Below are 15,608 nucleotides of genomic sequence, written 5' to 3' on the forward strand. Positions count from 1 at the left end.
GTGCAACATATCCATGTTAAAAACTAAAATTAAAGTTTAACACAAATATTAGTTATTTCAGTGTAGAATTCCCAACTGTGACTACCGCCAACACGACCTAGTCCACTGTCTTTCGTACCTCCGAATGGAGTTCTAAGATCACGTACAAACCAGCAGTTGATGTAAGATAAACCTGATACAATTTTTTGGGCTACACGGTGTGCACGACGGATATCGTTAGTCCAGATTGTGTTACTTAAGCCCATCCGAGTATCGTTTGCTGCCGCAATCACTTCTTCTTCTGTGTCAAATGGAATAACTGTAACAACCGGTCCAAAGATTTCTTCACGAACACAACGAGATCTGTCATCTAGACCAGTAATGATGGTTGGTTCTATGAAATATCCTTTATCCAAACCATCAGGGCGCTTACCTCCTGTAACGAAAGTACCGCCTTCTTCTTCAGCAATTTTCAGGTAGCTCATTACTTTATCATAGTGTACTTTGGCGACTAATGCGCCTTGATCATTGCTCATATCAAATGGATCGCCAACTTTTAATTCTCTTGTTTTAGATGCAAATCTTTCTACGAATTCATCAAAAATTTGGCGTTCAACATAGATTCTTGAACCGCAGACACAAACTTCCCCTTGATTTGTAAAACTTGATCTAATGGTTGTTGCCACTACTTCATCAATATCCACATCTGCAAATATAATGTTAGGGTTTTTACCGCCTAATTCGAAAGAAAGCTTTTTTAGTGTAGGCGCAGCTTCTGCCATGATTTTAGCACCTGTAGATACTTGCCCGATAAAACCGATACCTGCAATGTCAGGATGTTTGTTGATTGCACTTCCAGCACCAGGTCCAAAACCGTGAACCAAGTTTACAACTCCATCCGGAACACCAGCTTCTTTAAGAATTTCCATTAATCTTGTTGCAGTCATTGGGGTTAATTCAGATGGCTTAATCACTACTGTACATCCTGCAGCCAAAGCTGGAGCTAATTTCCATGTTAATAAGAATAATGGAAGATTCCATGGCTGGATTAATCCAACTACTCCAATCGGGCGGCGATATCCGTAGTTAAGCGCATTGTGAGTTTCATCTTGGTATGCCTCTGTTCCTATAGAAATCATGTAATCAGCAAAAAAATGGAAGTTTGCTGCTGCACGAGGAGCATCAACATGACGTGAGAATTTAAGGTGCTTACCAGTATCTAATGATTCTAATTGTGCGATTTCTTCTTGTCTTGCTTCAAGAATGTCACCAACTTTGCGGATAATTCTTGAACGTTCATTTACAGTCATTTTTCCCCATGGGCCTTCTTCAAAAGCACGTTTAGCAGCTTTAACAGCTAAATCAATATCTGCCGCGCTTCCTTCTGCAACTGTACCATAAACTTCCTCGGTTACAGGGTTCACGTTATTAAACGTTTTTCCATCTACAGATTCAATAAATTTACCGTCGATATAATGTAAACAATCAAATGGGTTTACGATAGGTTCAACTACTTTTTTAGTTTCGACTTGCACCATTCATAATTCCTCCTTGGTTTTGATTTTAATATTTTCTAAATATAGCGTTAATGCTTACATGTTTTATGTTAATGCTTATTTGTTTATGGAACTTTCCACTTCACTTAAAAGAGTTAAAAAAGTGTGCGTCTGACCCAACCTAAATTATAAGATAATGCTTACTTTTCCGTGCGGACGGAGACTGTCTTGTTTTAGGATGACTTTCTTGGATTGAATCTTTAATTCTTCTTTTTCTTTTACCAAGATGTATTCGTTGACTCCGACGTAATTGTCGAGCACTTCACGTTTTGTGGGATAGGTTGAGTAAATGCAGCTTACCTTACGGCATCCCCTTCATTACTAACGATTCTTACATTCGTGATATTGTGAAGAGTGGTCGAGTGTGGATATTCTACATGGGCCTCTTTTTTCAATAATCGTAACGCCCCTGTTCTAGACGGGCTCGATCATCATGAACGAAGAAATTTTTTAAAGTCCGCATCAGGATTTCCGATGGTCGGAATCACATACGTTCCATTGCTTGCTAATAATGTAGCCCACTCCTTTAGCTTAAACTCATCAAGAGGTTCCGCCTCATGGACTAAAAGATCCTCAATTTCCTGACGTGTTATGTTCATACTTTCACCTTCCCAGCTTCTTCATTTTTGCTTTCCGCTGCTGTCCTCCGTTTATCCCATTCACGCCAAAAGGAATGCATTTGTTCTTCATCCGTTGCTTGGAGAATTTCCCTGTTCATTCCTTTGGAAATATCATTCCATCCGACTTCTTTAGTATTTAAAAAGCCTTCCTGGCATAGTTCAAGTGCTTCATTATCACCCGGAGTCGCAAAACCGCCTGGCCCTAAAAACTCTAAATAGCTGGTCTGATTCCTTCTTGTCGAGACTATCAAATGCACGAAAACTAGCATCGAACCCGGGCACCTCAGCCAAATGTAATCGCATCCAAAAGTTAACCCAACGTGCTAAGGTAATCAGCGTCTAATGTATTTTTCAGATAATATCAATATTTTAAAATGTTAATATTTAAATATATCGGAATATTATCTTGATTAATTTAATTTTAAATCTTTTGACCATGTAATTCTAATCGAAATTATCTTTCTTCTAGCGCCCGAATTCAAGATTTTATTTATATATAAACACAATGAATACGCTGTTAATAATATAGTAAACCATTGTTTCTTCCAGTTACATTTCGATTAAATGGGATTAAACATACCATTCAATATAATTTTTGTATCAATCCGTTTTGCAATTCGTTCGGAAAGCCACATACACGATTTACTGCGGTCAAGAACAAACCTTATCGGTACAAGCTCATCCGGAAAGCGGGACACAAATCAATTCAATGTAACTTGTGACGCTATATATCCTAATCAAGGTATGACATTCGATTGCGCCACCACACCCTATTCTAATTAGAGCATCGCACAGGAAGAGAACACTGAATCCGTATTAATTCTGTGAAGGATGTTGTGTCTGAATACCAATTTCATAAGGAAACGTGTGTAAATTTAGATAAAAATCCAGTTGAACATCCTTCCTATTTCTACAAAAGAGAAAAAAGCAAAACTTGCACGCAGCGATGGCAGTTTAAAGAGTGTGGGAAATATGATGCCGACCAGAAGAAAACATCCACCTTTAACCAAAAATGAAATGGCATCCTGCCGTTATTCATCAAGCTATTGGTAAATAAAATGTCAGTTTCAAAAACTATTGATGTTCTAGGTATTGGGGTAAAAACTTATTATAGTAAATTGGAATGGGTTTATCGCAGATACTTAGAATTTTTGGACGACACGAACAGATGCCATTACAAAACAAATGCTATAGTTATATAGGTTGAATTTGTATGCAAGCCTTCAATATAGTTATCTCTGCGGTTGAATTTATCAAGCTTAGAATTTTTCCCAATGTTGATGTTGATCGAAAAAAATACTCTTCAGAATATTAGTCTCCACCGCCGCTTAACAGGACAACAGGTGATTTTTTATCCAAATCCATGACAAAATCCCCGGCAGGTGCACTTACTTGAAGAATGTCTCCCTCCTCCACATGGTCATGAAGATAATTTGATACCTGGCCGTCAGGATTTGTGGTTCCCGCCTCACGTTTGACGTTGATTCGATAATAGTCTTTTCCCGGAGCATCAGAAAGGCTATATTGACGAATATGTGTATACTTTTCACCTTCGATTTTTAACTTTATGCTAATATATTGCCCTGGCTGGAAGCTGACAAATTCCTTATAATCTTCGGGTTTTAAATAAAAAGAGGTGATAAGGTCGCTTTCCACTACTTTCCGCTCAACGATGAAAGGTCAGAACCCGTCCCATCCGCCATTTTGATTAGACGCTTGTTTGTACAATTCAGCTTCTACATTAATAAAGGTAACGGCAATTTCTTTATAAGCGTCTGTCCATGCATCGATAATTTCGTCTGTTGCTGCATAACCCAGCACATCCTTGATTGCTAATAGCAAGAATTTTCCTACGATGATTGGATAATGTTCCGGTTTAATCCCGAGACTGCGGTGTTTGTGGACAATTTGGTTCACAACAGGAAGAATGGCAGAGAGGTTATCGATGTATTTGGCTGCAGCATATACTGCGCTTGCAAGTGCCTTTTGCTGTTTTCTTTGTTTTTGGTTTGCATGATTAAATATATTAAGGAGTTCTGGGGGTGCTCCAAACATTAATTGATAAAAACGGGTTGTAATTTTTTTCTTCTCTAACACTGGAACAGTTGATTTTACAAGCTCTATTTTTTTGATCTAACAAATTAAACACTCCCTTTAAGTTATTACTATTTACAAGGTGTTATTTTAAAACACTTCATTCAGGGACTATGTGATATAAATCACATATTTTCGAATATAGTCGTAAGAGCCACAAATGGGCTTATTAGCTAATTTGTTAATATTAATTTCAAAATTGGAGGGGAACAAGAACAAGTTCTTCCTCTATTGTTTCTCTTATCCTTAACGTTACGATTAAGGAAGCAATGTAGGTGTTCCAACAATTTGTGTGTAAACAGGATCTTTAGTTAATTGATCTGCAGCGTCATCTTCGGAATACCCAGCAATGATTTGATAAATCTTTTGGCATTTAAGGGTTTCATCTGAATGAAGTTAATAGGCCCTTGAATCATTCAGTTTTATGTGCTCTCCTAAAGTCTTCGAAAATCCGATTTTTCATCGAATTCTCTAAAGAGAAATTCACCTGTATCGGGAGGAAAGAGATCCTCCATCACTTGACAATTTAATTTTCCGGTTGAGATCAAGAGTTACTTGCGTTAAAGAATCCTTTCTGTGTGGTTTTTGTGTGGTTACTTAAACTCTAATAGAAGTGGATTCTTTTTTCATTTTTTTAGCGCAAACCAAATTGGGTGAGAAAGTTTTTATACAAGGCTATAAGCTTAAATCTTAAATTACTATGAATGAATCAGGTTAAATGATATTTTTTCTCTAACGCTAAGAAGAAGAAATAATTTTAGTTCCGCCTGTTTGCCACAAAAGGAACATGTTTTTTTTGTTTGGGCAGGCATTTTTTTTACATGTGGAACAGGAAGTAATTCCAATCCTTTTGTGAGATGTTCTTTACAAACCATTACCATAATGAATGCTCCCTTCTAATTAGACTCTACTCGAGCAAAATAAGTAAATAGGTTGGTTCTCCCCCCACCTGATGAAACAGTTATTTTAATCCTCCTAGGAAAATTCTGTAATTTGACTTGGAATAGGATAGGCAAAACCCGTATTTCTTCTGACGAGGCGACAGGATTCACTTTAGGTTACAACCTGTCTGTTAATTTGCTAGCACTCTCAAAGAGTTACTTTGTCACAGGGATTCAACCTTAGCCACCAGTTACCTGTCAGCTACCGAGAAGTCTTGGCAGTTGGACTTAAACCAACTAGCAATTAACGGCTTGCTGGGCACCAAATAAGGAAGAAGTGACAAGACCTTAGGCTCCCTTACCCCATAAAGAATAATGAAATTAAACTAATTTCCACTGTTATTTTTCTGTTGCGAGGCTCTTGGCTTTTGCAATTTCTGCAGCCATACCCAAATCATGTCTTCTTGACCGCCAATAAACTTACGTTTTCCTAATCTAACGATTTATTAAGATCCGTCACGCTTAACACAACATACCCCAACTTTTAATAGCGAATCATTCGAAACCTCCTAATATTTTAGGGGGTCTGACACCCACTGGTTCACCGCGGTAATCCAGCGTGGGTCAGCTCCAAAATTTGTCTACAAATTAAAAGATGATACTTACTTTTCCGTGGGGGCGGAGACTGTCCAATTTGAGAATGACTTTCTTGGATTCAATCTTTAATTCTCCATTTTCTTTTACAATGATGTATTCGTTGACCACGACAAATTGTCAAGTACTTCACGCTTCGTACGGTAGGTAGAGAAAAATGCATCTAACTTTTACGGCATCCTCTTCATTATTAACGATTCTTACATTCGTCACATTGTGAAGAGTAGTGGAGTGCGGGTATTCTACATGGGCTTCTCTTTTCAGTAATCGTAACGCCCGCTGTTCTAAATTTTTGGCGAATTCTCTTCCTAATCCGGAAACAATGGCATAGACCCCGCCCTTTGCAGCATTATAGGCTGCATGGTCCTATAAACCCATTGCGAACTGAATCTGCCCCTATGTTAATAATCCGTCCGTAATTTTGTTTCACCATATGCGGCAACACTCTGTAACATGACCACAGCATAGTCCAGAGGTTGCGGTCAATTGTTGTTTTTAAGGTTTCCGGTGTTTGTTCAATAAACTGGAGAATCACGCCTCAGCCGGCATTATTGACAAGAATGTCGATTTTGTCCCATTTATGTATGGCTTTTTCAACCATCTAGATAACGTTTTCATCTTTTGATAGATCACCAATAAAGTAGTCTGTTTCCCGCTCTGTTAATTGGGCCACTTCCTCGGTGACTTTCTTCGTACGTTCCGGATTGGTTCCTGTAACCAATACAGTCGCACCTGCTTGTGATAAACCAATTGCAACCGCTTTCCCAATTCCTTGTGAAGAACCTGTTACTTGGCTACTCTCCCTTCCAAAAGATAGGCTTGTGATTGACTCGACGACTCGACATGCTAAAATCTCCTCTTTTCCTTGTAATCTCTTTTTTGGTTTGTAAAGAAAAAGGTCTGTTTCCTTTTTGTCGTGACTATCAAATGCACAAAAACTAACATCGATCCGGATACCTCAGCCAAATGTAATCGCATCCAAAACTTAACTTAGTGTGCTATGGTCTAAAAATGTTAATATATCGGAATATTATCTTGATTATGATTAATTTAATTTTAAATCTTTTCCCCATGTAATTCTAATCGAAATAATCTTTCTTCTAGAGCCAAAATTCAAGATTTTATTAATATATAAACACAATGAATACATTGTTAATTCTAGTGCAAGGAAATGTTTTAATAGGAATAATGACTAGACTTCGTTGTCCTGAGTGAGTTCTAAAAAACATTTAATTAAAAAAGGGTAAGGGGAGTTGGAAATCAAAAATAAAACCAAGAATAAACAAAAAGACATCTTTCTATTTAAATCCTTCCAAATTTATTTTTTTCCAAAAAAAAAAGCCGTTCTCCCTATAAAATGTACCCTAATAGAGTACTTAAAAAAAGTCTACCTAGAGGGTACATTTTTGTATAATAAAGAAATACAACTCAGCGAACTAAACATGGAGACGGAGTAATTATGAGTAAAAAGATCTTCACAGAGAAAGAGATCAAGTTGCAATCAGCTAATAATTACGTTAAATCTGTAAGCTCAAAAGGAATCACCTATACTGATCAATTTAAGCGTATATTTATTGTGGAAAAAGAGAAGGGCAAATTCGCAATAGAAATTTTGTTGCTGTTTGTACCATCTTGTTTTCTCCTCCTAATATGGCTCTGATTTTCTAAATAAGAATTATTAATCAATACAGTAATATTTTCTCCTTATAGATCCCGTTACAACTAAAAAAAATATTTATAAAAAACCGCCTTTTTATAAATTATATTCTATTAGATATTTCAATAGCTTTTTATTACAATATAAACATTCGGAAAATTCTCATATATCTAAAATATTTATTTTCTGAATGTTTAAGACAAAGGGAATTCTTTAGGTTAATGGAAGATTTAGGGTTATATAAAAAAGGGGGGCAATGAAAATGCCATTATTAATGGTTGCACTTGGAGTTATTCTATTAATTATTTTAATCACGGTCTTCAAATTAAACGCTTTCATCTCATTGATTATTTCCTCGTTTGTTGTGGCGCTGGCATTAGGGATGCCGCTAGGTGACATAGTCACTTCAGTAGAAACTGGATTAGGCGGTACTTTAGGACATATAGCGCTAATCTTAGGTTTCGGAGCGATGATTGGTCGTTTGATCGCTGATGCAGGTGGAGCCTATCGAATTTCAATGACATTAATCGATAAGTTTGGAAGAAGGAATGTGCAATGGGCAATTGCTGCTTCTTCCTTTATCGTAGGAATTGCTTTATTCTGGGACGTTGCCTTTATTCTATTAATTCCAATCATCTATATGATTTCAAAGGAACTAAAGATTTCCATTACACACTTTGGCCTTACGTTAGCAGGTGCTTTAGTTGTCGCACACAGCTTCTTGCCACCTCATCCAGGAATCACTGCCGTTACACAGGAGTACGGAGCAGACCTCGCCATGGTATTAATATACGGAATCATTATTGGGATACCAACAATTGTAGTTGCGGGAGTTTGGTTCCCTAAAATCAACAAAAAGTGGATCCCAAGTGCTTTTGAAAAAACAGGCAATGCGGAAGCAATAGGAGATCAAAAACTATGGAAATTAGAAGAAACACCTGGATTTGGAATCAGTGTCTTAACAGCGGTATTCCCGATTCTATTGATGTTTGCAGAAGCTTTTTTAGATATTTTCCAAAAACAATTGGGATTTGCCGATAATCTTTTAGTTGTAATTATTCGTTTTGTCGGAAACGCTCCAGTAGCTTTGTTAATCTCACTATTATTAGCTATGTATACAATGGGAATTGCCAGGAAAACTCCAATGAAAGACTTAACGTCCTCTGCAGGGGCATCCATCAACGCGATTGGTTTGCTAATCTTAATTACTGGTGGTGGTGGTGCATTCAAACAAGTTATTATAGATGGCGGAGTTGGGGAATATATTGCTAGTCTGTTTACTGATGTTTCCATTTCTCCAGTTCTTCTTTCGTGGTTTATTGCCGTAATTTTCCGTATTTGTTTAGGTTCAGGAACTGTTGCAGCATTATCAACTGCCGGATTGGTGCTTCCAATGCTAGAATCATATCCTGAGGCAAACTTAGCACTTGTTGCTCTTGCTACTGGAGCGGGAACAGCTTTTGCTTCACACGTAAATGATCCTGGCTTCTGGATGGTAAAAGAATTTTTTGGCTTATCAATGAAAGAAACATTTGCGACATATACGATTCTTTCATCAGTAGCATCAATTGTTGGAATTATTCTTGTCCTCTTAATGGATACTTCTGTCATATTAGCTGGTGTAACCATTGCAGCTATCCTAGTTGCTGCAGTTGTTATTCACACGATTGAAGGGGCTGGAAACAAGAAGAAGCAAATTAAAAATATTTCTGTTTAATCTTTATATATTAACATAACACCAAGAGAAAGCTATCTGATAATTTCCTTTCACAATGACGTTACTATTATAAAAATAAATAGCAAGATGCTTCCTATTTTTAATAGACTTTCTATTCTAATTATGAAAAATAAAGAAAATATAATACGAAATGAGGTTTTTAAATGAAGATCATCACAGTACTTGGAGCAGGTATTATGGGTCATGGCGTTGCTCAATTACTTGCACAAGCAGGATATATTGTACGTATTCAAGCTAGACGCGAGACATCATTGGAAACAGCAAAAAAAATGATTACGAACAGCTTGAAAATTATGGTTGATAAAGGAATGCTGTCACAAGAAAAAATGGAGCAGACTTTGGATAATATTAAATATACAACAGATTTACTTGAAGCGATCCAGGATACTGATTTTATTCTAGAATCTATTCCAGAAGTGCTTGAGACAAAATTAGATACTTACGAGATTATTGAAAGCATTGTCTCTGAAAAAACGATTATTGCATCTAATACATCTACTTTCCCATTAAAAGAATTAACACAAAGAGCAAAACATCCAGGAAGATTTATCATTACACACTACTTTAACCCTCCACAACTTGTACCAATTGTAGAAATTGCTAAATTTGAGAAGACAGATGAAAATGTCGTAAAAGTAACTTATGACCTAATGAAAGAAATCGGTAAAACTCCAGTGGTACTGAAAAAAGAGATTACCGGCTTTATCGTTAACCGCATACAAGTAGCTTTTCTACGGGAATGCTTCAACTTAATTGAATTGGGAGTATGTACGGCAGAAGATATTGATATCGCTGTAAGAGGAAGCATGGGCTTTAAATGGGCTTTTTGCGGACCAATGGAAAGTCAGGATTTAGCAGGTCTGCAAACAACACAAGCTATGGTATACAACATCGAGCAGGATTTATCGAATACAAGAGAAGTTCCTAAATTCTTAAAAGAAATGGTCGAAAAAAGTGAACATGGTATTCGTTCAAATAAAGGTTTCTATGAATACGATGATAATGGGGCAAAAGCAATTTATACACGTGATGATAATTTCCTAGATCTTCTAAAATTAATTCAAGACAAAGAAGCAAAGAAGGAAAAAACAGCATCAGCAGTTAAAAATAAGCAATGTGACAGTTTAAAAATAGTGAGAAAGAAGTTGGTTTAGCCGGCTTCTTTTTTTTTGCTCCGTACAGCGTCTCCGATTCTGGGATAGAAAAAGCTTTTGTTGATTAACTTAGATTTACCCTCGGACCCAAGAAACACTTATTTTAAGTTCAACTCTCCTGTTACTTGAAGAAGAAAAAGTCTACTGAAGAAACATTTCCTTCGAAGGCGAATTCCCTTCTTAGTTCAAAAGCTATTTATTGTTTAGCGCTTTCTTTAGTCCTTCTAGTTCTGCCAATGCACCTGTTGCTGAATAAAATTTAATCTTATTTTCTAATATCTCTTTTTCCTCTTCTAAACTTAATTCCTCCACTGTATTAGTTACTCCCTTTAACGATTAGGGCAAGAACCAAAATGAAAGTGTGTATAACCCGCGATTAAATTTTCTTTCATATAGCCCTCTTTTTTAATCCTTGCATGCCCTTCGTATAGTAAGCATACGGAATTTCCGTTTTTGGAACAAAGGTGGAATAGTGAAACTCATGCCCTTTCGCTTTTAGGTTTTTAGCTAATAGAAAATTTCCTTCTATTGCTGTAATTTCCCGATATCCCAAAATTGCGCTTGATATTAAATCATCTGAAACTTTGCTCTTGATCATCAGTATTTAAGACAAGAGTTAATTTTCTTGATTCACGCAATAAGTTCTCCACCTTTTCGGAACTACATCAGAAGCAAGCCTTACATTCAAATGGGGTTCCTAATTCCATTAAAAATAAAAATTAGTTAAGGTTGATAATTTAAGGTAATAAACATAAAGTGAAAGACTTTTTCACTGACCCCCTTTTATATATTTTTTGAAGCTCTTAAGTACTGTTCTTAGGGGATATTTTTTTCTCATGTTGTATGCTCACTCTCCCCAATATATCGTTAAACTATAGCAGTAATGAGTTTAAATGGAATAATATAAACAAAGAAGTAGTATCCTCTCACTCTTTCAAAAAAATACAGATTTAGTTGATAGATATTATTTATTAATTTGCAAAACAGGAAAAAGCAATGCCATAAAGCATTGCTTTACTTTAATTCTCACACCTGATAGTTCAAATTATAGATTTTTATCAGAAAATCCCTATTATTAGGATGCTGGAGATTTGCGTTCTCGCACATTTATCTTTTCCTTTATGTACAAACCTACATGTAATTTCGTTGTAGGTTAATTATTTGAGAGTTGAAGAAAAGAGTATATATAAAATATTTTTCTATTCTTTAAAAAAGATTCTTTATTGTTAAAGATATACTATCGGCTTAACTAATATCTCTGAGTTTTAATATTCATATTAAAATAATGTTATATTTAATAATAATAATGCCATATTCAATAACATTAATAATAAACAATTATATAATTTATGAGATTAATAACATATATGTCAAAATATATGTTATTAATTTTTTGAAGAAAATTAATATTCAATCGTTCCCTAGCTTGAACAGATCAAAGTCAATCCATTGCAAGGAATAAAATTTCTTCGCAAATACAAAAAGTCTCGAAAATAATTTTCGAGACTTTTTTGATCTATTATGAATGAGTAAAATTTTATAGAAACACACAGTTTTGAAGACTCCATGCCCTAATTGCAAATGAATGGCTGTTTGAAAAATCAGAAGAATGCCCGCCAAATCAACATCAAATGTTTTTAATGAGAAGTATCACTAGTATTTATCTAATTACATCACTTGTATTGATATCAAATCCACTAGTTTTAGTATATCTGATTCTATCATTTCTTTATATAGTATCCTTAAAAATTGCTCCCAAGTTTTATCCATGTCTCACAGACTTTTTATTTCTCAATTCGGTGTTATATACTTTCTATTTTAATATAAAAATTGGATAAGTTCATTTCCTACTAGTTCCTTTTCATTATCATCACAATAATCTATTCCTTTTCCGTATAAGAAGCAGATTCTTCTTTTCAACTAACTTCCAAATATTGTTTTTATTTAATTTATTAACTTACAAGTCAATTTAATTCGCATTTCAGTTATGGTTTGGGAAAAATTCTCCATAAAGATTATTCTGACTTGCATCCTGAAATAGCACCTATGCTAGGAAACCACTAAAAAAAGCCTTGATAAACGTTACCAAGGCTATGTTATGATGCTATATGTGGGACTCTACCCCTATCCCGTCAAAGTTGTAAAGTCAAGCGATTACAAATGATAGGTTTGAAAATGTTGATATAATAAACTGGTTAAAATGGTAACGGACTTCTTCTATCTGTATGGGAACAATAATAGCTTTGAAATACTTATCTTGCAGGTCTTCTTGGAGGTATCCAAATATTTTTGTCACCTTTTGATAAACCTCTATTGTTTATCCATCAACAGATAATATAAATACAGGGTTAACTTATCCCGTTCATTTTCTTTTAAACTATAAAGTTCTTTTTAATAATTCATCCGAAGAATCAGGAATTGGAAACAGTTCTGATAACCTTTTTATTTTTCCATCGACATCTTTAAATACAATGTGATCACGAGTGAATTTACGGGGGCTATCAATGCTACAAGCCGCAGCTAAGGCAAACAAACCTTGACGTACATTAATGATGTAGTTCATGACTCGCCATTTCTTTTCCTCTAGCACAAGTGCTTCTTGATATTTTGGATCGGTGGTCGTTACGCCCGTAGGGCATTTACCAGTATGGCATTGAAGAGCCATAATACAGCCGTTAGCAATCATAAATCCTCGCGCAGAGTTCACGGCATCTGCACCGATCGCAAGGGCAATAGCAATTTTATCGGCTGAAATTAACTTTCCTGAAGCAAAAATTTTCAGCTTATTTCGTAGACCAAACTGATAGGCCTTATCAACAACCGCAATTAAAGCAGGATATAAAGGAAGCCCCATTGTATCTGCCATTGATTTGTAAGTGGCGCCTGTTCCACCTTCTCCGCCATCAACCGTAATAAAGTCCGGATAAATCCTAAGATTATTCATGGCCTCGAAAAATTCATCCAAGCTGGATGGATATCCAACGACAATTTTGATTCCGACAGGTTTTCCACCTTCATCTTGCAGCATTTTGATAAACTGCAACGTTTCGAGCCCATTTTGCAAAAATGGAAAGCGATTTGGTGAATTAATGGTTTTCCCCACTGGAACTTTACGAATGTTTGCTACCTTCGTTGTAACCTTTGACCCCTCCAGATGTCCGCCACGGATTTTTGCTCCTTGGCCGAATTTAAGCTCAAATGCTTTTATATTCGGCTCCTGGGCTTTAAACTTAAATTCATCAATAGAAAAATTCCCCTCATCATCGCGAAAACCAAATAAACCAGGGCCAATTTGAGCGACCACATCTACACCACTTTCTAAATGCTCTGGTGCAACTCCGCCCTCCCCCGTATTAATCCATGAACCGCCTGCCAAACGGCTGCCATGACCTGTTGAAAGTATATAGTTTTCGCCGACTGCTCCGTAAGATGTGGCAGAGGCACCAAATGGACCGCGAAGTCTCCATGGAAATTTCCGATCACCGCCAACGATTATGGCATCTTCCTCATGGTAAAGCCAACGTGTTGTTTGGTCCTTTTCAAGCTGTTCGTGACGAGTAAACAATCCTTCATGATCAATTTTATATTTCATGGAATGGACTTTTTCTTGATTGTCAACCCTTAATTCTTCATTTAATAGGGGAAACAAACCATTCGCAATATAATAACCAGGCTTATCAAAGTCACGTTTGGAACCGAAGCTTAAAAGGTCACTTCGATATTTGGCAGAAAAAACAATCCCTAAAAATTCTGTTCGTGAAAATGGTTTGCCACTATTGTCATCATCAAACCAATATTGCCTGAATTCCGGGCCAATCTTTTCTAACAAGTAGCGCATCCATCCCAAATAAGGGTGTGCTCTGATAATCGAATGCTGTGGTTTCTTTGCTAAAAAATTTAACCACAAAAGCAAGGCAATCGGTCCTACAATAAACACAATCAATAGAAAGATAAAAATAGTCCATACCATCAAACAATCCCTCCTTTTCTAATTAATATTGAGACAAGATCCGCAATTCTGATTTTCTGGGCGGTTATTTTTTCATTACTAATATGTTTATTTAAAACTATCCTTTATGTTACCTGATATTTATCTCAGATTGTATTTTCTCAAGCTAGAGATAATTAGCAAGATATTTTACTCGAAGATTTCTTTTTACTGTCCTACTGGCATTTCTTGGACTTAAAGTTCCATCAATACTGAGTGATGAGCATTCTTCTGCACCACAAAATATCGTATGCATCAAGAAAAATAGTCACTTTTAATTCTTTTACTTCTGCTCAAGTTTATTTCCACTCTCTTTTAGCCCTTTTTAATAGTTAATAATTTGTTCCACTCATACGAAAAACGACCGCAAGCTCTTAATCAAGCTCGTGGTCGTTTTTCGGTTGTCCTTTATTTGATCGATGCTTCATAAATTTTGTGGATGGATTTGGACAGCATCGATCGACTTTCAGAAAAGGCACAATGCCTTTCTTCTCCCATAGATAATCAGAGGGCGTCGAGTTAGGAGGCCTATGTTCAATTCAATGCGACCTGCCTTTTGTTTGTCTTCATAATATCAGTGTCATTATTAATACGAAAAAAAAGACCAGGTATTGCTTGATCTTTATTTATAAGGAATCCACTATGTTATTCAGTTTGGCGGGATTGTCTAGAAATCGAACCTTGCAGAGACGACACGCGCCTCTCAAGCAGTTTTGAAGTTTGAGGGAAAGTGTTATTTAAAGTTATTTTTAAGTATCAATAGTTATTAGCAATCCTTATTCTTAAAGGGTTTTACGTCAATTTTATTAATTTTGTTATTAATTATTATCGTTAGCTATTTTGAGTTCGTGACCAAAATGTTACCACTTTATTTCTATTCGGCACCAAACCCTATGTTACCGACATCATCTGCAGATCCTGTTTTAAGTGGTCTGCAGATTATTTTAATTACTTTATTAAATTTTTACTGTTTAGCATATTACGAAATTGACCATTAATCTGCGTTATTGTAAATGACCTCAACCCTGTAAAGGACGAGTCTTGTATTCTTTCTAGTTATTTATTGTTACCGACAGTTTCTATAAATGTTTATTTATCAAGTGGTTTGCTACCTATTGTATTTCCTAATAATCAAAAATTATCGCTGATTATTTTAAGTTGGATGCCAACCTAAATATAAGGCACTTTGTAAAAAGTAATCTTAATATTTTTACTACACACGAAAACTTATTTTTACTTATTTTATGTAAATCACGGCACATTACAAAATTATAAATGTATTTGAAC

Annotated in this window: 8 protein-coding genes and 5 pseudogenes; 3 read left to right on the forward strand and 10 right to left on the reverse strand. The window is 35.8% G+C overall.

Translation table 11 applies throughout. From position 1 onward, the window contains the following. Positions 1 to 29 precede the first annotated feature (29 nt). The 8 genes and pseudogenes from QF028_RS12630 to QF028_RS12665 all read right to left on the reverse strand — a co-directional run bounded on the left by QF028_RS12630 (position 30) and on the right by QF028_RS12665 (position 6,739). Positions 30 to 1,517, reverse strand: a complete 1,488-nt coding sequence (locus tag QF028_RS12630; protein WP_429465850.1) for an aldehyde dehydrogenase — start codon at positions 1,515 to 1,517, stop codon at positions 30 to 32. A 449-nt stretch (positions 1,518 to 1,966) separates the two neighbouring features. After that, complete coding sequence (locus QF028_RS12635; protein WP_168243903.1) at positions 1,967 to 2,134, reverse strand: hypothetical protein; 168 nt, start codon at positions 2,132 to 2,134, stop codon at positions 1,967 to 1,969. Then, complete coding sequence (locus QF028_RS12640) at positions 2,131 to 2,424, reverse strand: hypothetical protein (RefSeq protein ID WP_429465852.1); 294 nt, start codon at positions 2,422 to 2,424, stop codon at positions 2,131 to 2,133. Before QF028_RS12640 ends, QF028_RS12635 begins: the two co-directional genes overlap by 4 nt. A 1,051-nt stretch (positions 2,425 to 3,475) precedes the next feature. Next, positions 3,476 to 4,288: pseudogene (locus QF028_RS12645) on the reverse strand (globin domain-containing protein); the annotation flags it as partial. A gap of 228 nt (positions 4,289 to 4,516) precedes the next feature. Beyond that, a pseudogene (locus QF028_RS12650) lies at positions 4,517 to 4,780 on the reverse strand (transposase); the annotation flags it as partial. Positions 4,781 to 5,516: 736 nt separating this feature from the next. Then, entirely contained in the window at positions 5,517 to 5,633 is a 117-nt protein-coding gene (locus QF028_RS12655; RefSeq protein ID WP_429472306.1) for a hypothetical protein, read from the reverse strand. Positions 5,634 to 5,913: 280 nt separating this feature from the next. Next, positions 5,914 to 6,108: an aromatic-ring-hydroxylating dioxygenase subunit beta gene (locus QF028_RS12660; protein ID WP_429472308.1), complete on the reverse strand. Its 195-nt coding sequence runs from the start codon at positions 6,106 to 6,108 to the stop codon at positions 5,914 to 5,916. 25 nt (positions 6,109 to 6,133) lie between these two features. Continuing rightward, positions 6,134 to 6,739 (reverse strand): annotated as a pseudogene (locus QF028_RS12665) (SDR family NAD(P)-dependent oxidoreductase). Positions 6,740 to 7,243: 504 nt separating this feature from the next. Here QF028_RS12665 and QF028_RS12670 point away from each other — a divergent pair. The 3 genes and pseudogenes from QF028_RS12670 to QF028_RS12680 form a co-directional block, all read left to right on the forward strand. Then, a pseudogene (locus QF028_RS12670) lies at positions 7,244 to 7,396 on the forward strand (IS3 family transposase); the annotation flags it as partial. Positions 7,397 to 7,703: 307 nt separating this feature from the next. Beyond that, positions 7,704 to 9,158, forward strand: coding sequence for a gluconate:H+ symporter (locus QF028_RS12675; RefSeq protein WP_429465854.1), 1,455 nt, complete (start codon positions 7,704 to 7,706; stop codon positions 9,156 to 9,158). A gap of 164 nt (positions 9,159 to 9,322) precedes the next feature. Then, positions 9,323 to 10,333 (forward strand): 3-hydroxyacyl-CoA dehydrogenase family protein, encoded by a 1,011-nt coding sequence (locus QF028_RS12680; protein ID WP_429465856.1) that lies wholly within the window; start codon positions 9,323 to 9,325, stop codon positions 10,331 to 10,333. Positions 10,334 to 10,662: 329 nt separating this feature from the next. Here QF028_RS12680 and QF028_RS12685 read toward each other — a convergent pair. Next, positions 10,663 to 10,892: pseudogene (locus QF028_RS12685) on the reverse strand (cobyrinate a,c-diamide synthase); the annotation flags it as partial. A gap of 1,818 nt (positions 10,893 to 12,710) precedes the next feature. Further along, a complete protein-coding gene (locus QF028_RS12690; protein ID WP_429465857.1) occupies positions 12,711 to 14,303 on the reverse strand; it encodes a glutamate synthase-related protein in 1,593 nt (530 codons plus the stop codon). Positions 14,304 to 15,608 lie beyond the last annotated feature (1,305 nt).

Source organism: Neobacillus sp. B4I6 (assembly GCF_050434045.1).
In the GTDB taxonomy this organism is placed as follows: Bacteria; Bacillota; Bacilli; order Bacillales; family Cytobacillaceae; genus Neobacillus.